The following is a 20,216-nucleotide window of genomic DNA, read 5'->3' as shown; positions in this document are numbered from 1 at the left end:
TTCTTTAATGGAAATAATTCTATTAAAGGAGGTTTTTTTTATGAGTTCATTAGTATGTGATTCAACATCATCCAGTTCAGTTTTGCAGATTAGAGATTTTTTATATTCTGAATTATCTCCTGTTATTAGAAGCAAAAGGACTATTGTCATTGTCTGTATTGGCACAGATAGATCTACTGGAGATTCCCTTGGCCCTTTAGTAGGCTATAAACTCAAGTGTTTAGTAAGAAAAAATTTAATAATCTATGGAGACTTGGAAGAACCCATACACGCTAAAAATCTTGTCTCTACATTAGAAACAATTAAATCTGAGTATAATAATCCCTATGTAATTGCTATTGATGCCTCTTTAGGTAAACTTCAAAATGTAGGTAATATATATATAGAAAAGAAGCCTCTTTTCCCTGGAATGGCTCTAAATAAAGATCTTCCTTCTGTTGGTGACCTGAGTATAACTGGTATAGTTAATATTTCTGGGAATTTTGAGTTTATGGTTCTTCAGAATACAAGATTGTTTACTGTCATGACAATAGCTGATACCATCTCTAAGGGTATTTATCACTTTGCAATCAAGTCATTAGGTGGTAAGAACTCTTCTCTTGAGGACGTTCTCAATAATATTAGCTCTTCTAATTAATTCTATTCTATATTAAAATATCCCCCCTATTTTATAAGGGGGGAATGATTACTTACTATTTATAGACTTATTTAATACAGTTATTTCTTCTTCTGATAAATCATATCTTGATATTCCTTTATCTATTGGCTTAGCATATGTTGTACTTTCATGTCTTCCATATATACCAGTTAAAACAACTCCATCATCATTATCATCTAATAATGCAATTGAAAAGCTTAAGTCACTTCCAACATCCTCAAAAGCCTTATATCTCATAACGGATACCTTTTGAATAGATTTTTTCATCTTCTCTTCTAGGAATTTTCCTAATTTAACAGCTTCCTCTGAATTTTTATTTGCTTCGTCTACCTTGTCTAAATATCCTATAACAAATTCCTCTAGGTTCTTATTATTTACTCCTCTCATAAGTTTCCTATATCTTTTTTCTACTTTGTTTAAGGATCTAAAAAGTATCAGTACTAATATAAAAAGCAATAATATTACTGCTGCCATCCCTATTATTATATATACACTATAATCATTAATTGAATTTATTATGCTATTCATTTATTATGTTCTCCCTTTCCTCATGTTTCACGTGAAACAATTATAAATTGATTAATTCTAAAATTCTTTCTAAATCTTCATTAGAATAATACTCAATTTCTATCTTACCTTTGCTTCTCTTCTTATCTATATTAACTTTCGTACCAAAGTGACTCTCTAACTTTTCTCGCAAATCTTTGAGATAAGGAGATATTTCACCTTCAACATTTTCTGGCTTTTTCTTTTCTTTTCCTAAGTTTTTAATGATCTTTTCTAATTCCCTTACTGTTATTTTATCATCTATTACTTTTTGAGCCATTTCATATTGCACTTCTTTATCGTCAATCGCAAGTAAAGTTCTGCCATGTCCTTCAGAAAGTACACCTTCTATCACATAATTTTGAACTCTCTCATCTAAATTAAGCAATCTCATTGAATTTGTTATTGTAGTTCTTGATTTACCAACTCTTTCACTAAGAGCCTCTTGCGTCAAGTTGAATTCACTTATTAATTGCTTAAAGGCCTTAGCCTCTTCAATTGGGTTTAAGTCTTCTCTTTGAATATTTTCAATTAGAGATATTTCTAGTAATTGACTCTTAGAGAAATCCATAACTACTGCAGGAACTTCCTTTAAACCAGCTAGCTTGGCAGCTCTCCAGCGTCTTTCTCCTGCAACAATAATATAGTTTTCATTATCTTTTTGAAGGATTAACGGTTGAATTACACCGTGATTTAAGATTGATTTTGATAACTCAGAAATTTTTTCACTATCAAAGTATTTCCTTGGTTGTTCTGAGTTAGCTCTAATTTTATTTATAGATATGTATACCTTTGAATTTTCATCAACTTCATCAATATCCTCGCTTGGAATTAAAGCATTCAATCCTTTTCCTAGTCCAAACTTTTTACTCATACACTATCTCCCTGTCTACTTAAAAATTCTTTAGTTAAATTTAAATATGCTTCTGCACCTTTACATTTATCATCATAAAGCATTATTGGCAATCCGAAGCTAGGAGATTCAGCTAACCTAATATTTCTTGGAATAGTTGTTTTATATACTTTATCACCAAAATATTTTTCTACTTCTTTCTGAACCTCAAGGCTTAAATTCGTTCTAGCATCGAACATGGTCATTACAACACCCTCAACATCAAGCTTTTTGTTTAAAGCTTTCTTTACAAGCTGAACAGTATTAATAAGCTGTCCTACACCCTCTAATGCATAAAATTCACATTGTATTGGTATATAAACTGTATCAGAAGCTACAAGGGCATTAATTGTCAAAGTCCCTAATGAAGGAGGACAATCTATAAAAATAAAATCAAAATTCATTTCTAAACCTTTAATCTTATTTAAAAGTATCTTTTCCCTATCACTTTTAGAGATAATTTCAACTTCTGCTCCAGCAAGTTCCATAGTTGATGGCGCAATGTATAGATTTTCAACTAAATTACATTGCATAATCACATCATTTAATGGTGTATCTGAAGTTAACACATCATACATAGATTTTTCTAAAGTTCTTTTGTCGATTCCAATCCCAGAAGTAGTATTACCCTGTGGGTCAATATCTATAGCTAAGATTTTATACCCTTCCATCGCAAGATAGGCACATAAGTTAATATTAGTTGTTGTCTTTCCAACTCCACCTTTTTGATTAAAAACACATATAGTTTTCATTTATTCCCCCCCTATGCAATGAAACGCACTATACTTTCTATTATATATTTTTCTACATAATATTAAAAGAGAAAATAGAATATGTAACTAAATTTTTATCAATGTTTCACGTGAAACACTAATATAAATAAAAAAAGTATGAATGATTTACATATCACTCATACTTTAAATTTACTTTTTAGGAATGTTTACAGTTATTTGGATATACTCGCCACAATCCTTTGATTTATATTCAGCTGGAATTTTAAATTTATCAAAAACTTGCTTAATTGAATTAACATATATTTTAGGTGCAAATACTCCTGTTATTCTTTTCTTGCCTTTAGAGCTTAGCTCATTACCAGCTAATTTAAGAAGTTCTTTATTTATTAACTCCTCAGTTCTTTTAACATTCAAACTTTGCTTTATAACTTTCTTCACAATTTTTAGCTGATGAACTTCATCTGGCAATGAAAGTAATGCCCTGGCATGTCTTTCAGTTAGATTATTTTCCAAGCAAATATTTCTTACCTCTGAGCTTAACTTCAATAATCTTAACTTATTTGCTATTGTAGATTGCTTTTTACCCATTCTTGTTGCCAAATCATCTTGCGTAAAGTGGTGCTCATTTATCAAATTATAATATGCTTCTGCTTCTTCAATAAAATTCAAATCCTCACGTTGAAGATTTTCCAGCAAAGCAATTTCAGCTGATTCAGTATCAGTTATTTCAATAATTGTGCATGGAACTTCATTTAAATTAGCAAGTTTTGCAGCTCTCCATCTTCTTTCTCCAGCGACTAATTCAAATAAACCCCCTCTCTTTCTAACAGTAAGAGGTTGTATTATTCCAAACTGACAAATAGACTGAGATAATTCAGTAAGAGCAACTTCATCAAAAAATTTTCTTGGCTGATAAGTATTAGGTATTATACTATCAATACTTATATACATTATTTCGTTTTGCATTTAAAATCCCATCCCTTATGAAATTATATTAAAATCCATTAATTACCAATTTCTACAAAACATTTATTTTTCCTTCTATTTTTATGTAAAAATCGTAATACAAATAATTACAAATTAATATATTTTTTGTTAAATATATACAAATTATTTAATTGGTTTTTTTGTTATAGTACCAGCTTTTCTTGGATATATAGCTGATGTGCTAGAGGTTTTACTAACTATAACTAAGTTATGATTTAAATCAGTTCCGTCAACATTCACAGAAACAACTTCCTTTAGTTCTCCTCCAAGCGTACCAATTGCATTTTTAGCATCAATTAACTCTTCATCTATAGAAGGTCCTTTAAGTGCTATAAAATTCCCCCCAACTCTCACATATGGCATACAATATTCTGAAAGTACGCTCATATTAGCAACAGCTCTAGAAACAGCTACATCAAATTTTTCTCTTAATAACTTATTTCTAGCTCCATCTTCTGCTCTAGAATGAATAGTTTTAACATTTTTTAAATTAAGTTTGCTTACAACATCGTTTAAAAATAAGATCCTTTTATTTAGTGAATCCAACAAAGTGACCTGTATGTTACTATCCATTATAGCAATAGGCAAACCAGGAAATCCTGCACCCGTACCAACATCAATTATTGACTTAGAATTCCTAAGTTCTACTGATTTAAATATCTTTATACTATCAATGAAGTGCTTTTTAATTATCTCCTCTTCTTCGACAATAGCAGTTAAATTAATCTTTTCATTCCACTCTTGAAGAAGTTTTCTGTAGAGCTGAAATTGGTTATATTTTTCTTCAGTTAAAACCAAATCAACTTCTTCACATGCATTCTTCATCAACTCAAATAAATCCATAAAAACCTCCTAAGAATTAGTTTTTCTATTAAAGTGATCTACGTATATTAAAAGAACAGATATATCAGCTGGAGAAACTCCAGAAATTCTAGAAGCTTGACCTAAATTTATAGGCCTAATCTTTGAAAGTTTTTGAATTGCTTCTATTCGTAATCCCTTAACATCATTATAGTCAATGTCTTGAGGTATTAATCTTTTTTCAAATTTTTTAAATTGTTCTACCTGCTCTAGTTGCTTTTCAATATATCCTTCATATTTTGCAATTATGTTAACTTGTTCACCAATATCATATGGTAACTCTTCTCTTTCATGATCTAATGGACTAACCATGAAATAATCTAATTCTGGTCTCTTAATTAATTCATATAAAGATATAGGTTTTTTAAGTTCTGATGACCCTATAGATATCAAGAATTCATTTATTTCATTTTTATTGGTAATCTGAAGATTCATAACTCTCTTTACTTCATTATCAATCCTATTCTTTCTTTCCATAAACCTCTTATACCTGTCTTCTTTAACTAATCCAACCCTATAACCAATTTCAGTAAGTCTCAAATCAGCATTGTCTTGTCTTAATAAAAGTCTATATTCAGATCTAGACGTCATCATTCTATAAGGTTCACTTGTACCTTTTGTAACTAAGTCATCTATTAATACACCTATATATCCATCTGATCTTGTTAATATCATAGGTTCTTCATTTTTCACCTTTAGAGCTGCATTAATACCAGCTACTATACCTTGAGCACCAGCCTCTTCATAACCAGAACTTCCATTAAATTGACCAGCTCCAAATAAACCTGATATTTTCTTAAACTCAAGTGTTGGATTAAGTTCTGTAGGATCTACAGAGTCATACTCAATAGCATATGCGGTTCTAAGCATTTCAACATTTTCTAATCCTGCTAAAGTTCTTAACATTTGTATTTGTACATCCTCTGGTAAAGAAGAACTCATACCACCAACATACATCTCTTCAGTATCTTCACCTTCAGGTTCAATAAAAATCTGGTGCTGAAGTTTATCAGGGAACTTCATTACCTTATCCTCAATTGATGGACAATATCTTGGTCCAACTCCTTCAATTGATCCATTGTACATAGGTGATCTATCAATATTATTTTTAATAATAGAATGAGTATTTCCATTAGTATAAGTTAACCAACATGATACTTGCTCTTTATCAATATTATCATTCATAAATGAGAAAGGAACAATTTTGTCATCGCCCTTTTGTTCTATCATCTTTGAAAAATCTACACTTCTTTTATTTATTCTTGCAGGGGTTCCTGTCTTAAATCTTCTTAATGATACATCTAAATCCAGTAAAGATTGAGATAAATCATTTGCAGGGAATAACCCATTTGGGCCACTACTATAAGATACATCCCCAATAATTACTCTTCCTTTTAGATAAGTTCCAGTTGCTAAAACAACAGCCTTCGCTTTAAAGATTGCTCCATTCTTTGTAACTACTCCTGTGACTTTTCCATCTTCACTTTCAAGAGAAACAACTTCTAGTTGTCTTAAATAAAGATTTTCTTGTTTTTCTATAATATTTTTCATTCTATATTGATATTTCTTCTTATCTGCTTGCGCTCTAAGTGAATGAACTGCTGGTCCTTTAGAGGTATTAAGCATTCTGGACTGAATAAAAGTACTATCTATATTAATACCCATTTCTCCACCAAGCGCATCAATTTCTCTAACTAAATGACCTTTTGCAGTCCCTCCAATATTAGGGTTACAAGGCATTAATGCAATTGAATCCAAATTCATTGTGCATAACAATGTTTTACAACCTATACGTGCAGAAGCAAGTGCTGCTTCACAACCTGCATGACCTGCTCCAACTATTATTACATCAAACTCTCCTGCTATATATTTCATAATCTTCCTACTTTCCTACGCAAAATTCTGTAAAAATTTTGTTTACTAGGTCCTCTTCAAGCTCAGAACCAGTAATTTCTCCTAATGCCTTCAAACCTGATGTCACGTATATAGATACTAAATCTATAAAATCTCCATTTTTTATACTTTCAATAGCGGAAAGACAGTTCTCTCTAGCCCTATAAAGAGCCTCTTTATGTCTTGTATTTGATACAATAACACTCTCTCCATCTAATTTTCCATTAAAGAATAATTCTTTAATTTTATCTTTTAAATCTTCTAACCCTAAACCTGTTTTTGCTGATATATTAATTTTATTTTCAAGTTCATCCAATACTTCTCCAGAAATATTGCTATCTAAATCTACCTTATTAAATAGAACTATGTATTTCTTATCTTTGACATAATTAATTATTTCTAAATCTTCGTCATCTAAAGGTCTACTAACATCAAGCATCAGTACAACTAAATCAGCTTCCTCTATCTTTTCTCTAGATTTTTCAACTCCAATTTTTTCTACAATATCTTCTGTCTCTCTTATTCCAGCCGTATCAATAATTTTTAATGGTATACCATCAAGATTAATGTACTCTTCAATTACATCTCTTGTAGTACCAGGTATATCAGTAACTATTGCCCTCTTTTCTTGGAGTAATGCATTAAGTAAAGAAGACTTTCCAACATTAGGCTTACCAATTATAACCAATTTTAACCCATCTCTTATGAGCTTTCCTTCTTCTGCATTCTCTAGTAGATTATCTATATCCTTAACTGTTTTAAGCAAACTATCATTTACCCTTAAAGGAACTGTTTCATCTGGCTCCTCATCATCTTCTGTAAAATCAACATCATATTCAATAAGAGCTAAAACATTAAGAAGATACTCCCTTAATCTATTTATTTCCCGGGAAAGTTTACCCTGACTTTGTACTAATGCAGATTTCATAGATAAATCAGTCTTTGCTCTAATTATATCTATTACAGCTTCTGCTTGACTTAAATCTATCCTTCCGTTTAGGAATGCTCTTTTTGTAAATTCACCTGGTTCAGCTAATCTTGCACCAGCTTTAACTATAACATCAAGAACTCTATTTGTAGAGATGACTCCGCCGTGGCAATTAATCTCAACTACATCTTCTGCTGTAAAACTTTTTGGTCCCTTCATATAACTAACTATAACTTCGTCAATTAATTCATTATTATCAATTATAAAACCATATCTCATAGTATATGATTTAATATCTATTAATCTTCTTTCATTAACTCCTTTGAAAACTCTATCAACAATCTCCAAGGATTTTTGTCCAGATACTCTAATAATTGATATTCCACCTTCGCCAACGGGTGTGGCTACAGCAGCAATAGTATCAAATTCCTTCATTCAGAATAGGCCTCCTTAATTTTCCTTTACCTATATTATTGCTAATAATTAAAATCTAATATTCATTTTACATAATTAAATTATAAAATACTATATAAAATAAAAATTTTTCTCAATAAACTAAGAGATGACCCAAAAGCCATCTCTTTATTTTTTTTATACTATTTTAAACATACTTTAATTCTTTTTTAGATCAACAACGATTCTTCTATATGGTTCTTCACCTTCACTATAAGTATATACAGAATCATTTCCTTGCAATGCTGCATGTATGATTCTTCTTTCATAAGGATTCATTGGTTCTAATTTAACAACTTTTTTAAATTTAAGAACCTTATAAGCAGTTTTACTAGCTACTCTTTTTAGTGTTTCTTCTCTCTTAAATCTATAATTTTCAGTATCTAATATAACTCTCTTATATGAAGTCTCATGGCCTTTATTTACAACAAGAGATACTAAGTATTGTAAAGAATCTAGGGTCTCTCCTCTGTAACCAATTATTAGTCCCATCTTAGGTCCAATTAAGTCGATTTTTATTACATCGTCCTCTTCTTTAATCTTAATCTCAGCTTTGATATCCATTGAGTTTAAGACATCTCTTAAAAATTTCTTAGCATCAAGAATATAGTCTCTTTTAACCTTTACTCTAACTTTTGCAGGTTTAGATCCAAATAAGCTAAGAAACCCCTTATTTCCTTCATCTAAAATCTCAATTTCAACCTTATCTTTAGTAACATTAAGTTCCTTTAAAGCACTTTCTACTGCTTCATCAACAGATTTTCCATTAACTTCAATCTGCTTCATACCCAATTCACCCACCTTGTTGTACTTAAAATATACTTATAAATTAAAACTAAGCTGCCTTAGCCTTATTTTTCTTTGGCAGAACAACTATTACATATGTTTGAAGCATTTGAATCAAGCTTCCTACAATCCAATAAATTACTAATAAGGATTCAAAATTAATAGCAGAAACACCTATCATTACAGACATACCTATATTCATAGTAGACATATTCATAGGTGAATTTTCTACACTTGCTGCATTTACTTTAGTAGTAAAAACTGTTGACAAATAAGTAGAACCTGCAGCTAAAACTGGTAGTATAAAATATGGATCTCTTAACGCTAAGTTAGGTATCCATAAGAAATCAGCGCCTGAAACTTGATGTATCTGTCTAAACGCCCAGTAAAGAGCAAAAAGTATAGGCATTTGTATGATCATTGGCAAACAACCACCAGTCATACTTACATTATTTTCTTTATATAATTTCATCATTTCCTGATTTAATTTTTCTGGACTATTCTTATGTTTTGCTTGTAATTTCTTAACTTCTGGTTGTATCTCCTGCATTTTTGCAGTTGATCTAGTTGATTTTATATTTAATGGTAATAAAAATAATCTTACTATTAATGTAAATAATATTACAGCTAGTACATATGAAACTCCCACATCCGTAATACCTATAGTAACAATTAAATCATGAAGCTTCTCCACGATGTTGTACATGAAATCAACAATAACTTGAAACAAATTAAATACCTCCTAAAATATTAACTCTTTACTTCACTGGATCATAACCACCCTTATGAAAAGGATGACATCTTAGAATCCTTTTTATAGCCATAAAACCACCTTTAACCGCTCCATATTTTTCAATGGCTTCTATTGCATATTGAGAACATGTCGGAGTATATATACAACTAGGTTTTGTATAAGGTGATATAAATTTCCTATATAACTTGATTGGAAAAATCAATAACTTTTTCATTATTTATTTAATCCTGCCCTTTTAAATAAATTTAACACAGATTTTTGTACTTCCCAATATGTTTTATCCTTTATTGCTGTTCTTGCAACAAAAACAAAATCAGATCCTTCTTTTAAATCTTTAGAATTAAGTCTATAACTTTCTAAAATTAGTCTCTTAACCCTACTTCTAGTTACGCTTTTTCCTACTTTTTTGCTTACTGAAATTCCTACTCTATTAAATTTTTCATTATTTTCATCTCTATTTCTTCCATTATTATATATATAGAGAACTAAATTTTCATTTGAAAGAGACTTCCCTCTTCTATATACGTTTCTAAACTCGATATTTTTTCTAATCTTATGCATACTCATTTATAAGATTCCCCTTTTTCTGCATTTGCAGAAAAAGGCCACAACTGCGGCCCTTATGCTGTTAATCTTTTTCTTCCTTTTTGTCTTCTTCTCTTAAGCACGTTTCTTCCTGATAGAGTGCTCATTCTCTTTCTAAATCCATGCTCTCTTTTTCTTTGTTTCTTTTTAGGTTGGTATGTCATGAACATAACGCTACACCCCCTTCAATATATAATTATAAAGTAAAACTATACTTATTTCATTTTGAAGTTTTACTTTATAATTATATATTTCAATACCTTTACTGTCAAGAAAACTTATTTTGTTGATAAAATTATTAACATAATAAGTTTTTGTGGATAAATTATTGAACCACTTTTACAGTTTATGATATTATTAATATACTGTTGTGAATAACTTATGTGGTGTAAAAGTTATCCACAGCTGTGTATAACTTTGTGTATAACTTGTTCAATTTTTCTTAATCTCTTTATTTCATTAAGTATTTTGAGCTGATTTCAACATTAATATTCATTGTTTATAATGTTAATGTTATTTTTTCCACAAATGTTGATAATATAACATATTTATTTTTTTAACTATTTATTCACAAAATAATTAACATGTGAATAATTCTACCTACAATGTCAATTATTTAAATGGTACAATTATTTCACTGTTAGTAATTTGTTTATATATATTCGTTTATTAATTATTTTGACTAATTTTTTCTTTTTTATAAAAAACGACTGGAGGATATAAGATGGATACCCACCTAAATCAATTATGGGAAAAAACATTAAATATAGTAAAAAGTGAGATGACTGAAGTTAGCTTTAACACATGGATAAAAAGTTGTGAACCCTTATCTATATCTTCAGATAGCATAAAGATAGGCGTTCCAAATGAATTTACAAGAGATATTTTAGAGCAAAGATACAAGGATCTAGTCGCAAATGCCATAAGACTTGTCTCCTCTAAAAAATATAATATAGAATTTCTAATAGAATCAGATTTTCAAAAGGAAGATGTTAAAGTTAAAGACACTACAAAGGAAATTCAAAAGGAAAGTTCAGTAGTTGTAAGTGATGAAATGTCGGCAACGTTGAATCCTAAGTATACTTTTGACTCTTTTGTCATTGGTAATTCAAATAGATTTGCGCATGCAGCATCATTGGCCGTTGCTGAAGCCCCTGCTAAAGCATATAACCCACTATTTATATATGGTGGTGTAGGTCTTGGTAAAACTCACCTTATGCATGCTATTGGACACTATATTCTACAAAACAATTCGAAATCAAAGGTAGTTTATGTTTCATCAGAGAAATTTACTAATGAATTAATAAACTCCATTAAAGACGATAAGAATGAAGAATTTAGAAACAGATATAGAAATGTCGATGTTCTTCTAATAGATGATGTTCAGTTTATAGCAGGAAAAGAAAGAACTCAGGAAGAATTCTTCCATACATTTAATGCGCTTCATGACGCAAATAAGCAAATAATTCTTTCATCAGATAGACCACCGAAAGAAATTCCTACATTAGAAGATAGATTGAGAAGTAGATTTGAATGGGGACTTATTGCAGACATTCAAGCTCCAGACTTTGAAACAAGGATGGCAATCTTAAAAAAGAAAGCTGATGTAGAAAACTTAAACGTAGCTAACGAAGTAATGGTATATATCGCTACAAAGATTAAAGCTAATATAAGAGAACTAGAAGGTGCTCTTATAAGGATAGTCGCATATTCATCCTTAACAGGAAGAGAAATAACCGTAGATCTAGCAAGTGAAGCTTTAAAAGATATCATATCTAATAAACAAAGTAAACATATTACAATAGACACAATTCAAGATGTTGTTTCATCATACTATAATCTTAGAGTTGAAGAGCTAAAATCTCAAAGAAGAACACGTAATGTAGCATATCCAAGACAAATAGCTATGTATTTAAGCAGAAAGCTTACTGATTTATCTTTACCAAAGATAGGAGAAGAATTTGGTGGAAGAGATCATACTACTGTAATACATGCCTATGAGAAGATATCTGAAAATTTAAAAACAGATGAAGTTCTACAAAACACAGTAAACGACATAACAAAGAAATTAACTCAAAAATAAGTAACAATGTACATAACATAAGTTAATATCATGTGGATAAAATTTCAGGAGATACCTTTCATCTAATAATGTGGATAAATCATAGTAATTTGTACGGACTTATCCACAGTATTTTTTTGCAAACTTTCTTGATTTTATAAGGGCTGAAGGTACTTTTCAACAAATTCACAGCCCCTACTACTATTATTACTATATTTTTATCTATTATTTTATCTATAATAAGTAATTTATATTGTTAGTAAATGTTCATAATTATGGAGGTTAAATATGAAATTTATATGTGAAAAATCAAAATTACAAGATGCTATATCAATAGCTCAAAAAGCAATAACAGGAAAATCTACAATGCCTATATTAGAAGGTGTTTACCTAAATGCAAAAGATTCCAAATTAACATTAATAGGATCAGATGTAGATGTATCAATAGAAACAATTATTGATTCTGAAGTTATCGAACCTGGATCAATTGTTGTTGATGCAAAAATATTCGGAGAAATAATAAGAAAGTTACCTAATGACTTAGTGACAATAGAAACTCTAGGTGTTGAAGAAGGAAATAATATAATACAAATTACTTGTAAAAAATCAGTATTTAACTTAGTTCATATGAATCCATCAGATTTTCCAGAGCTTCCAGCAATTAATGAAACTAAGTTATTTTCCATTCCTCAAAATCTATTAAAGAATATGATAAAAGGTACATCTTTTGCTATCGCGCAAGATGAAACAAGACCAATACTTCAAGGAATTTTATTTGAGGTTAACAATTCATATTTAAATTTAGTAGCCTTAGATGGATATAGATTGGCAATAAGAAGTGAGTTAATAGATTCTGAAAATACAATTAGTTCAGTAATACCTGGAAAAACACTAAATGAAGTAGCTAAAATCTTAGAGGATAGTGAAGATGTTGTAGATATCACTTTTACAACTAATCATATATTATTTAATCTAGGTGAAACTAAAGTTATATCAAGGTTATTAGAAGGAGAATTTATTAAATATAAATCTTTATTACCTCAAGAATATAAAGGATTAGTCACTGTAAACAGACAAGATCTACAAAATTGTATTGAAAGAGCATCATTAATGGCAAAAGAGGGAAATACTAATTTAATTAAATTTGAATTGGTTGGTGACACTTTAATAATCACATCTAATTCTCAATTGGGAAAGGTAAGAGAAGAAGTTGGTGTAAATTTGCAAGGAGATGAGATACAAATTGCATTTAACTCTAGATACTTAATTGATGTTCTTAAGGTAATGGATTCTGATGAAGTGATGCTTGAACTTACATCAAGCGTTAGTCCATGTGTAATAAGAAATAATGAAACGGATAATTCTAAATATCTTGTCCTACCTGTAAGATTAGCAAGATAGTTGGCGAAAGGAGAATATTCATCTTTAATGCATAAATATGCATTGAGCTGATTTTAAAGTTATGAATGAAATAAAAATAAGTACTGAGTTTATAAAATTAGATTCTTTTTTAAAATGGGTTGGAGTAGCCTCTCTTGGATCTGAGGCTAAGTTTTTAATTCAAGAGGGTGAAGTAAAAGTTAACGGAGAAGTATGCATCCAAAGAGGTAAAAAATTAAGAGTAAATGACGTAATAGAGATACAGCAAGAAAAGTTTAAAATAATTTAAGCATATTGTGCTATAATTAAATTGGGTGTTTTTATGTTTGTTAAAAGATTACTTTTGTTAAATTACAGAAATTATAAAAGTTTAGAGATAGAATTATCAAATAGCGTTAATGTGTTTATAGGAGATAATGCACAAGGCAAAACAAATATTTTAGAAGCTATATATTATTGCGGTTTTGCAAAATCTCACAGAACCTCAAAAGATAAGGAATTAATTAAATGGAATGAGGATAGATCGTACATAAGTTTAAAGGTTGGAAAAGAGAGACTCGATAAGACAATAGAAATAAATATTTTAAAAGATGGTAAGAAAGCTATACGAGTTAATTCCGTAAAAATTAATAAAATAGATCAATTAATCGGAATATTCAATGTAGTTATGTTTTCACCAGAGGATTTAAAAATTGTAAAAGAATCTCCGGGAATCAGAAGAAAATTTTTAGATATGGAATTATGTCAGTTAAGTAATAAGTATTACTATAATCTTGTTCAGTACAACAAAATTATAAACGAAAGAAATCTTATACTAAAATCTAAAAAAGTAGATAACTTTATGCTGGATATATATGACGATCAACTTGTTGAATTTGGAAGTTATATAATCAAAAGCAGATTAGATTATATAGATAAGTTAAATCTTCATAGTTATGATATTCATAAAGAAATAACTTCTGGAAAAGAAGAGATTAAATTTAAGTACACATCCACTGTTAAAGATAATGATAATATAAAAATATCCTTTAAAGATTTATTGGTTAAAAATAGATCGAAAGATATTGAAAGAAGATTAACTAGTGTAGGACCTCATAGAGATGACTTTGAAATATTGATAAATAACATAGATGCAAAAAGTTTTGGTTCTCAAGGGCAGCAAAGAACGTCTGTCTTAACCATTAAATTTGCATCTCTAAGCATTATAAAAGATATTACTGGTGAATATCCAGTACTTCTTTTGGATGATGTTTTATCAGAATTAGATTTTACAAGAAAATCTTATATATTGAATTCAATAAGTGGAATTCAAACAATAATAACCGGAACGGGAATAGAAGATATATCTAGATATTTAAATAGTGAATCTAAAGTTTTTAAAGTTAACGATGGAGTTGTTATTAGTTAGCGAGGAGGAATATTTGTGTTTTTACACTTGGGAGAAAATGTAGTAGTTCCAGTAAAAGACGTTATAGGGATATTTGACTTACAAAATACAATGTATAGTTCTGACACTATACAATTCTTAAGATTGGCAGAAGAAGATGGTTTTGTAGAGAGAATCTCAAAAGAAAAACCAAAGTCTTTTGTTATTGCAGAAGTAGATAAAAAGAGCAAGATTTATCTTTCTCCGATTTCATCATCTACGTTAACAAAAAGAACTGATGTAGAATATAATCCTTAAGTTAGTCCAATGTTTAACTTAAAGATATAATATCTTAAATTTTAGAAGTAGGAGGAGTTACATGTTGGAACAGAATAAACAAAGTTATGATGAAAGTCAGATACAGGTTCTTGAAGGATTAGAGGCAGTAAGAAAAAGACCTGGTATGTATATAGGGAGTACTAGTTCTAGAGGATTACATCATTTAGTATACGAAATTGTTGATAATAGTATTGATGAAGCTTTAGCTGGATATTGCAAGAATATAGATGTTTATATACATGAAGATAATTCAATAACTGTAATAGATGATGGAAGAGGTATGCCAGTAGGAATGCATCCTAAAATGGGAAAACCTACAGTTGAAGTTATTATGACAATACTTCATGCTGGTGGAAAATTTGGCGGCGGAGGATACAAGGTTTCTGGAGGATTACATGGTGTTGGTGCTTCAGTTGTTAATGCCTTATCTGACGAATGTGAAGTTACTGTAACAAGAGAGGGGCATGTTTGGAAACAAACATATTCTAGAGGTGCAGTTACAAGTGATTTAATTAAAATAGCAGATGCTGAAGATGAAGAACACGGAACAAAAGTTCATTTTAAGCCAGATGCTGACATTTTTGAAGAGACTGTATTTGATTTTGAAATATTATCAAATAGATTAAGAGAGCTAGCGTTTTTAAACAAAGGAATAAGTATTAGGTTAATCGATGAAAGAGATGAAAAAGAAGAAGACTATTTCTATGAAGGAGGAATCAAATCCTTTGTAAGTTATTTAAATAGAAATAGAGAAGTTTTACATGAAGAGCCTATTTATGTTGAAGGTGTAAGAGATGGGATAGCTGTTGAAGTTGCCTTACAATATCATGATGGATATAACGAAAATATATTTTCTTTCGCAAATAACATAGATACCATTGAGGGTGGAACACACTTAGTTGGATTTAAGACAGCTCTTACTAGAGTAATGAATGATTATGCTAAGAAATTTGGGCACTTAAAAGAGAATGATAAAAATCTTTCAGGTGAAGATATAAGAGAAGGATTAACAGCTGTTATATCAGTTAAAATATCTGAGCCTCAATTTGAAGGACAAACAAAAACTAAACTTGGAAACTCTGAAGTTAGAGGTGTAGTTGATGGTATTCTAGGTGAAAGTGTAGCTTTATACTTAGAAGAAAACCCTTCAGTAGGTAAGATTGTGGTAGACAAAGCTTTAGTAGCAGCAAGAGCAAGAGAAGCAGCTAGGAAGGCAAGAGAACTTACTAGAAAATCTGTGTTAGAAAGAAGCGCATTACCAGGAAAACTAGCAGATTGTTCGTCTAAGGATCCTATGGAATGTGAAATTTATATAGTAGAGGGAGACTCAGCTGGTGGATCTGCTAAGCAAGGCAGAGATAGAAAATTCCAAGCTATACTTCCTTTAAGAGGAAAAATAATGAATGTTGAGAAACAGAGACTAGATAAGATTCTTAACTCAGATACAATAAGAAGTATGGTTACTGCATTTGGAGCAGGTATTGGTAAAGATTTCGATATAGAAAAGATAAGATACAATAGAATAATAATAATGACAGATGCGGATGTTGATGGTGCTCATATTAGAACACTACTATTAACATTCTTCTACAGATACATGAGAGAACTAGTAGACCAAGGACATGTATATATAGCACAACCACCTTTATATAAGGTGTCAAAGGCTAAAAAGGATGTATATGTATATTCAGATAAAGAATTAGAAAATACATTAGTTGAACTTGGAGGAAAAGATAATAATACTGACATCCAAAGATACAAAGGTTTAGGTGAAATGAATGCCACCCAGTTATGGGAAACAACTATGGATCCTGAACAAAGAGTATTATTAAGAGCAACTATTGAAGATGCAATGGCTGCAGATGAGATATTTACTATTCTTATGGGAGATAAAGTAGAACCTAGAAGAGAGTTTATTCAAAATAACGCAAGCAAAGTGGTTAACTTAGATATTTAGTACAGAATTGAGGTGAAAGCAATGAATAATAACGAGGGAAAAGTAGTTCAGGTTGATATAAAAAATGAGATGAAAAAATGCTATATAGATTACGCTATGAGCGTTATAGTTGGGCGTGCTCTTCCAGATGTTAGAGATGGTTTAAAGCCAGTACATAGAAGAATACTATTTTCTATGCATGAACTTGGATTAAGACCTGATAGAGGATATAGAAAGTGTGCAAGAATAGTTGGAGAAGTTTTAGGTAAATATCACCCACATGGAGATACTTCTGTTTATGAAGCATTAGTAAGAATGGCTCAAGATTTTTCTATGAGATATATGCTTGTAGATGGTCATGGAAATTTTGGTTCTGTCGATGGTGATGGCGCAGCTGCAATGAGATATACAGAAGCAAAAATGAATAAAATTGCTGCTGAAATGCTAAGAGATATAAATAAAAATACTGTAGACTTTATACCAAACTTTGATGGTGAAGAGCAAGAACCTGCAGTATTACCTTCAAGGTTTCCAAATTTATTAGTTAATGGTTCTTCTGGTATAGCAGTAGGTATGGCAACAAATATACCTCCTCATAATCTTGGTGAAGTTATAGATGGAACAATTATGCTTATAGATGATCCAGAAGTAACAATTTTAGATTTGATGACTAAAATTAAAGGTCCAGATTTCCCAACAGCAGGTATAATAATGGGTAAGGCTGGAATTAGGGCTGCTTATGAAACAGGTAGAGGAAGAGTTGTTGTAAGAGCAAAAACTGAAATAGAAGAAGAAAAAGGAAGATTAAAAATCATAGTTAACGAACTTCCATACCAAGTAAATAAAGCTAAGCTAATAGAAAATATAGCGGATTTAGTTAAAGATAAGAAAATAAATGGAATATCAGATTTAAGAGATGAATCTGATAGAGAAGGTATGAGAATAGTAATAGAACTTAAGAAGGATGCAAATCCTAGTGTAGTTCTAAACTTACTATTTAAGCATACAAAGATGCAAGACACCTTTGGAGTAAATACAATTGCACTAGTAGATAATGAACCAAAGGTTTTAAATTTAAAGGAGATACTAGTACACTATGTAAACTTCCAAAAAGAAGTTATCACAAGAAGAACAGTATTTGAATTAAATAAAGCTCAAGAAAGAGCTCATATTTTAGAGGGATTAAAAATTGCATTAGATAATATCGATGAAGTAATAAGTATTATTAGAGGTTCTAAAAATTCAGAAATAGCTAGAAATACACTTATTGAAAGATTTAATCTAAGCGAAAAACAATCTCAGGCAATATTAGATATGAGACTTGCTAGATTAACAGGTTTAGAAAGAGACAAAATAGAAGATGAGTATAATGAACTTATGATTTTAATCAATAGATTAAATGAAATATTATCTTCTGAGGAAAAATTACTAGGCGTAATCAAAGAAGAACTTATAGAAATTAAAGAAAGATATGGCGATGAAAGAAGAACAGTAATCGAAAAACAAGAAAATGAAATAGATATTGAAGATCTAATTCAAGAAGAGGATGTTGTAATAACATTAACTCATACAGGCTATGTTAAGAGAATTTTAGCTGACACTTACTCTGCCCAAAGAAGAGGGGGTAAGGGAATACAAGCAATGACTACAAAAGAAGATGACTTTGTAGAGCATGTTGTTGTAACATCAACTCATTCAGATATACTATTCTTTACTAATAGAGGTAGAGTATATAAACGTAGAGCATATGAAATTCCTGATGCAGGAAGAACAGCAAAAGGAACTAATATTATTAATCTTATTCCGATTGAACAAGATGAGCGTATAGAAACAGTATTATCTGTTAAAGATGTTAATCCAGATGGATTCTTATTTATGGCTACTAAGAAGGGTATTGTTAAAAAGACCCCAATAGAAGAATTTAAGAATCTTAGAAGAAATGGATTAATTGCTATAAATTTAAGAGATGGTGATGAGTTACTAAAGGTTAAACAAACATATGGAGATGCAGAAATTATAATAGCAACACAGAATGGTATTGCTATTAAGTTTAGCGAAAAAGATGTTAGACCTATGGGAAGAACAGCATCAGGTGTAAAAGCTATATCATTAAGAAAAGATGATGTTGCTGTTTGTATGGATATAGCTACTCCGGATGAGGAACTATTAGTTATAAGTGAAAATGGATTTGGTAAAAGAACACCATTAACTGAATATAAAACACAAAATAGAGGTGGAATGGGTCTTATAACTTATAAAGTGGCTGAGAAAACAGGTAAGTTAGTTGGTGCAACTGTATGTAAGCAAGATGATGAAATGATGCTTATAAATACTTCAGGCGTAGCAATAAGAATAAATGTTGCAGGAATTTCTGTTACAAGTAGATCAGCAATGGGAGTAACATTAATGAGAACTAGTGAAGAAGAAAAGATAGTTGCAATAGCTAAAATTTCTTCATCTGAGTCTAGTGAAGAATCAGAACTATTAGAAAATGATAGTGAAATAAGTGATGTTAATGATAATTCATTAGAAAGTCTTTTAGAGAGAACAGAAGACGATAATTAAAAAAGTTATATAGTTAAGAGGATATCTTGAATGATTTTTTAATCATAAAATGAGATATCCTCTTTTTATTATGACGATTAAGTATAAAAACTTTTATGAATCTAGGATATATTAATATAAAAATATCAATATAGATCTTTGATTTACCTAAGTTTTTATGTAGCTAGGTGCTAATACTTAGCATTTATGGAAGGTATATTTAGATTATGCAACATAAACTTAACCTTGTGTATCAATAATAGGAATACATAGTAATTAGTAGAATAATAGAGGAATAACAGAATAACATAAGGTAATGATATTATAGTCAAACATATTATGTTTATATAGATGTTATTATAAAACACGTCCTTCAAATAAGGACAAACGAGTTAACGAAATTGAAAAAAAAGTAGTTGACAAACAAAAAATGTTTTGATAACATATAGAAGTCGCTTAAATGCGAAAAACAAATTGGTCTTTGAAAATTAAACAGAGGAAATGAAGTAAGA

19 protein-coding genes and 1 pseudogene are annotated in these 20,216 nt (G+C 30.1%); 8 read left to right on the top strand and 12 right to left on the bottom strand.

Translation table 11 applies throughout. The annotated features are described in order from the left end of the window. The first annotated feature begins 40 nt into the window (after nucleotides 1-40). Complete coding sequence (yyaC, locus tag PTZ02_RS18480; RefSeq protein ID WP_274229231.1) at nucleotides 41-637, top strand: spore protease YyaC; 597 nt, start codon at nucleotides 41-43, stop codon at nucleotides 635-637. A 48-nt stretch (nucleotides 638-685) separates the two neighbouring features. Here yyaC and PTZ02_RS18475 read toward each other — a convergent pair whose 3' ends face one another. From PTZ02_RS18475 to rpmH, 12 genes and pseudogenes are all read right to left on the bottom strand, one after another. Next, the gene (locus PTZ02_RS18475) at nucleotides 686-1,186 is read right to left on the bottom strand and encodes a DUF4446 family protein (RefSeq protein WP_274229230.1); all 501 of its coding nucleotides are present in this window, start codon (nucleotides 1,184-1,186) and stop codon (nucleotides 686-688) included. A 40-nt stretch (nucleotides 1,187-1,226) separates the two neighbouring features. Next, nucleotides 1,227-2,078, bottom strand: a complete 852-nt coding sequence (locus PTZ02_RS18470; RefSeq protein ID WP_274229229.1) for a ParB/RepB/Spo0J family partition protein — start codon at nucleotides 2,076-2,078, stop codon at nucleotides 1,227-1,229. Then, nucleotides 2,075-2,848, bottom strand: coding sequence for a ParA family protein (locus tag PTZ02_RS18465; RefSeq protein ID WP_274229228.1), 774 nt, complete (start codon nucleotides 2,846-2,848; stop codon nucleotides 2,075-2,077). The genes PTZ02_RS18470 and PTZ02_RS18465 overlap by 4 nt, the downstream gene beginning before the upstream one ends. Before the next feature lie 171 nt (nucleotides 2,849-3,019). Continuing rightward, nucleotides 3,020-3,796, bottom strand: coding sequence for a nucleoid occlusion protein (gene noc / locus PTZ02_RS18460; protein ID WP_274229227.1), 777 nt, complete (start codon nucleotides 3,794-3,796; stop codon nucleotides 3,020-3,022). Nucleotides 3,797-3,940: 144 nt separating this feature from the next. Beyond that, a complete protein-coding gene (gene rsmG, locus PTZ02_RS18455) occupies nucleotides 3,941-4,660 on the bottom strand; it encodes a 16S rRNA (guanine(527)-N(7))-methyltransferase RsmG (RefSeq protein WP_274229226.1) in 720 nt (239 codons plus the stop codon). A 9-nt stretch (nucleotides 4,661-4,669) separates the two neighbouring features. Further along, nucleotides 4,670-6,553, bottom strand: a complete 1,884-nt coding sequence (gene mnmG / locus PTZ02_RS18450; RefSeq protein ID WP_274229225.1) for a tRNA uridine-5-carboxymethylaminomethyl(34) synthesis enzyme MnmG — start codon at nucleotides 6,551-6,553, stop codon at nucleotides 4,670-4,672. A 7-nt stretch (nucleotides 6,554-6,560) separates the two neighbouring features. Further along, on the bottom strand, nucleotides 6,561-7,934 hold the full coding sequence (mnmE, locus tag PTZ02_RS18445; protein WP_274229224.1) for a tRNA uridine-5-carboxymethylaminomethyl(34) synthesis GTPase MnmE: 1,374 nt from the start codon (nucleotides 7,932-7,934) through the stop codon (nucleotides 6,561-6,563). A gap of 177 nt (nucleotides 7,935-8,111) precedes the next feature. Beyond that, complete coding sequence (gene jag, locus PTZ02_RS18440; RefSeq protein ID WP_274229223.1) at nucleotides 8,112-8,738, bottom strand: RNA-binding cell elongation regulator Jag/EloR; 627 nt, start codon at nucleotides 8,736-8,738, stop codon at nucleotides 8,112-8,114. Between the two features lie 49 nt (nucleotides 8,739-8,787). Next, entirely contained in the window at nucleotides 8,788-9,468 is a 681-nt protein-coding gene (yidC, locus tag PTZ02_RS18435; protein WP_274229222.1) for a membrane protein insertase YidC, read from the bottom strand. Between the two features lie 28 nt (nucleotides 9,469-9,496). After that, nucleotides 9,497-9,706 carry a membrane protein insertion efficiency factor YidD gene (gene yidD / locus PTZ02_RS18430; RefSeq protein WP_274229221.1) on the bottom strand — a complete coding sequence of 70 codons (210 nt, stop codon included), beginning with the start codon at nucleotides 9,704-9,706 and terminating at the stop codon, nucleotides 9,497-9,499. Beyond that, nucleotides 9,669-10,059 (bottom strand): annotated as a pseudogene (gene rnpA, locus PTZ02_RS18425) (ribonuclease P protein component). The gene yidD and the pseudogene rnpA overlap by 38 nt, the downstream one beginning before the upstream one ends. 53 nt (nucleotides 10,060-10,112) lie before the next feature. Beyond that, the gene (gene rpmH / locus PTZ02_RS18420) at nucleotides 10,113-10,247 is read right to left on the bottom strand and encodes a 50S ribosomal protein L34 (RefSeq protein ID WP_040214767.1); all 135 of its coding nucleotides are present in this window, start codon (nucleotides 10,245-10,247) and stop codon (nucleotides 10,113-10,115) included. 554 nt (nucleotides 10,248-10,801) lie between these two features. On the opposite strand from rpmH, the gene dnaA reads away from it, so the two are divergent. The 7 genes from dnaA (at nucleotide 10,802) to gyrA (ending at nucleotide 19,725) form a co-directional block, all read left to right on the top strand. Next, entirely contained in the window at nucleotides 10,802-12,160 is a 1,359-nt protein-coding gene (dnaA, locus tag PTZ02_RS18415; RefSeq protein WP_274229219.1) for a chromosomal replication initiator protein DnaA, read from the top strand. A gap of 267 nt (nucleotides 12,161-12,427) precedes the next feature. After that, complete coding sequence (gene dnaN, locus PTZ02_RS18410; RefSeq protein WP_274229218.1) at nucleotides 12,428-13,540, top strand: DNA polymerase III subunit beta; 1,113 nt, start codon at nucleotides 12,428-12,430, stop codon at nucleotides 13,538-13,540. Nucleotides 13,541-13,601: 61 nt separating this feature from the next. Beyond that, nucleotides 13,602-13,808: a S4 domain-containing protein YaaA gene (yaaA, locus tag PTZ02_RS18405; protein ID WP_274229217.1), complete on the top strand. Its 207-nt coding sequence runs from the start codon at nucleotides 13,602-13,604 to the stop codon at nucleotides 13,806-13,808. A gap of 33 nt (nucleotides 13,809-13,841) precedes the next feature. Then, nucleotides 13,842-14,927 (top strand): DNA replication/repair protein RecF, encoded by a 1,086-nt coding sequence (recF, locus tag PTZ02_RS18400; RefSeq protein ID WP_274229216.1) that lies wholly within the window; start codon nucleotides 13,842-13,844, stop codon nucleotides 14,925-14,927. A gap of 15 nt (nucleotides 14,928-14,942) precedes the next feature. Continuing rightward, entirely contained in the window at nucleotides 14,943-15,203 is a 261-nt protein-coding gene (gene remB / locus PTZ02_RS18395; RefSeq protein WP_202765865.1) for an extracellular matrix regulator RemB, read from the top strand. Nucleotides 15,204-15,264: 61 nt separating this feature from the next. Continuing rightward, nucleotides 15,265-17,181 carry a DNA topoisomerase (ATP-hydrolyzing) subunit B gene (gene gyrB / locus PTZ02_RS18390; RefSeq protein ID WP_274229215.1) on the top strand — a complete coding sequence of 639 codons (1,917 nt, stop codon included), beginning with the start codon at nucleotides 15,265-15,267 and terminating at the stop codon, nucleotides 17,179-17,181. A 21-nt stretch (nucleotides 17,182-17,202) separates the two neighbouring features. After that, nucleotides 17,203-19,725 (top strand): DNA gyrase subunit A, encoded by a 2,523-nt coding sequence (gene gyrA / locus PTZ02_RS18385; RefSeq protein WP_274229214.1) that lies wholly within the window; start codon nucleotides 17,203-17,205, stop codon nucleotides 19,723-19,725. Nucleotides 19,726-20,216: the final 491 nt, after the last annotated feature.

Origin of the sequence: Clostridium sp. 'White wine YQ' (assembly GCF_028728205.1) — a bacterium.
Lineage (GTDB): Bacteria > Bacillota > Clostridia > Clostridiales > Clostridiaceae > Clostridium_T.
The sequence above is the reverse complement of the archived record's forward strand: the minus strand, read 5'-3'. Positions and strand labels throughout refer to the sequence as shown.

Coding starts and splice junctions, on each gene's coding strand:
- yyaC (WP_274229231.1), top strand. CDS start 41: ATGAGTTCATTAGTATGTGATTCAACATCATCCAGTTCAGTTTTGCAG.
- PTZ02_RS18475 (WP_274229230.1), bottom strand. CDS start 1,186: ATGAATAGCATAATAAATTCAATTAATGATTATAGTGTATATATAATA.
- PTZ02_RS18470 (WP_274229229.1), bottom strand. CDS start 2,078: ATGAGTAAAAAGTTTGGACTAGGAAAAGGATTGAATGCTTTAATTCCA.
- PTZ02_RS18465 (WP_274229228.1), bottom strand. CDS start 2,848: ATGAAAACTATATGTGTTTTTAATCAAAAAGGTGGAGTTGGAAAGACA.
- noc (WP_274229227.1), bottom strand. CDS start 3,796: ATGCAAAACGAAATAATGTATATAAGTATTGATAGTATAATACCTAAT.
- rsmG (WP_274229226.1), bottom strand. CDS start 4,660: ATGGATTTATTTGAGTTGATGAAGAATGCATGTGAAGAAGTTGATTTG.
- mnmG (WP_274229225.1), bottom strand. CDS start 6,553: ATGAAATATATAGCAGGAGAGTTTGATGTAATAATAGTTGGAGCAGGT.
- mnmE (WP_274229224.1), bottom strand. CDS start 7,934: ATGAAGGAATTTGATACTATTGCTGCTGTAGCCACACCCGTTGGCGAA.
- jag (WP_274229223.1), bottom strand. CDS start 8,738: ATGAAGCAGATTGAAGTTAATGGAAAATCTGTTGATGAAGCAGTAGAA.
- yidD (WP_274229221.1), bottom strand. CDS start 9,706: ATGAAAAAGTTATTGATTTTTCCAATCAAGTTATATAGGAAATTTATA.
- rpmH (WP_040214767.1), bottom strand. CDS start 10,247: ATGTTCATGACATACCAACCTAAAAAGAAACAAAGAAAAAGAGAGCAT.
- dnaA (WP_274229219.1), top strand. CDS start 10,802: ATGGATACCCACCTAAATCAATTATGGGAAAAAACATTAAATATAGTA.
- dnaN (WP_274229218.1), top strand. CDS start 12,428: ATGAAATTTATATGTGAAAAATCAAAATTACAAGATGCTATATCAATA.
- yaaA (WP_274229217.1), top strand. CDS start 13,602: ATGAATGAAATAAAAATAAGTACTGAGTTTATAAAATTAGATTCTTTT.
- recF (WP_274229216.1), top strand. CDS start 13,842: ATGTTTGTTAAAAGATTACTTTTGTTAAATTACAGAAATTATAAAAGT.
- gyrB (WP_274229215.1), top strand. CDS start 15,265: ATGTTGGAACAGAATAAACAAAGTTATGATGAAAGTCAGATACAGGTT.
- gyrA (WP_274229214.1), top strand. CDS start 17,203: ATGAATAATAACGAGGGAAAAGTAGTTCAGGTTGATATAAAAAATGAG.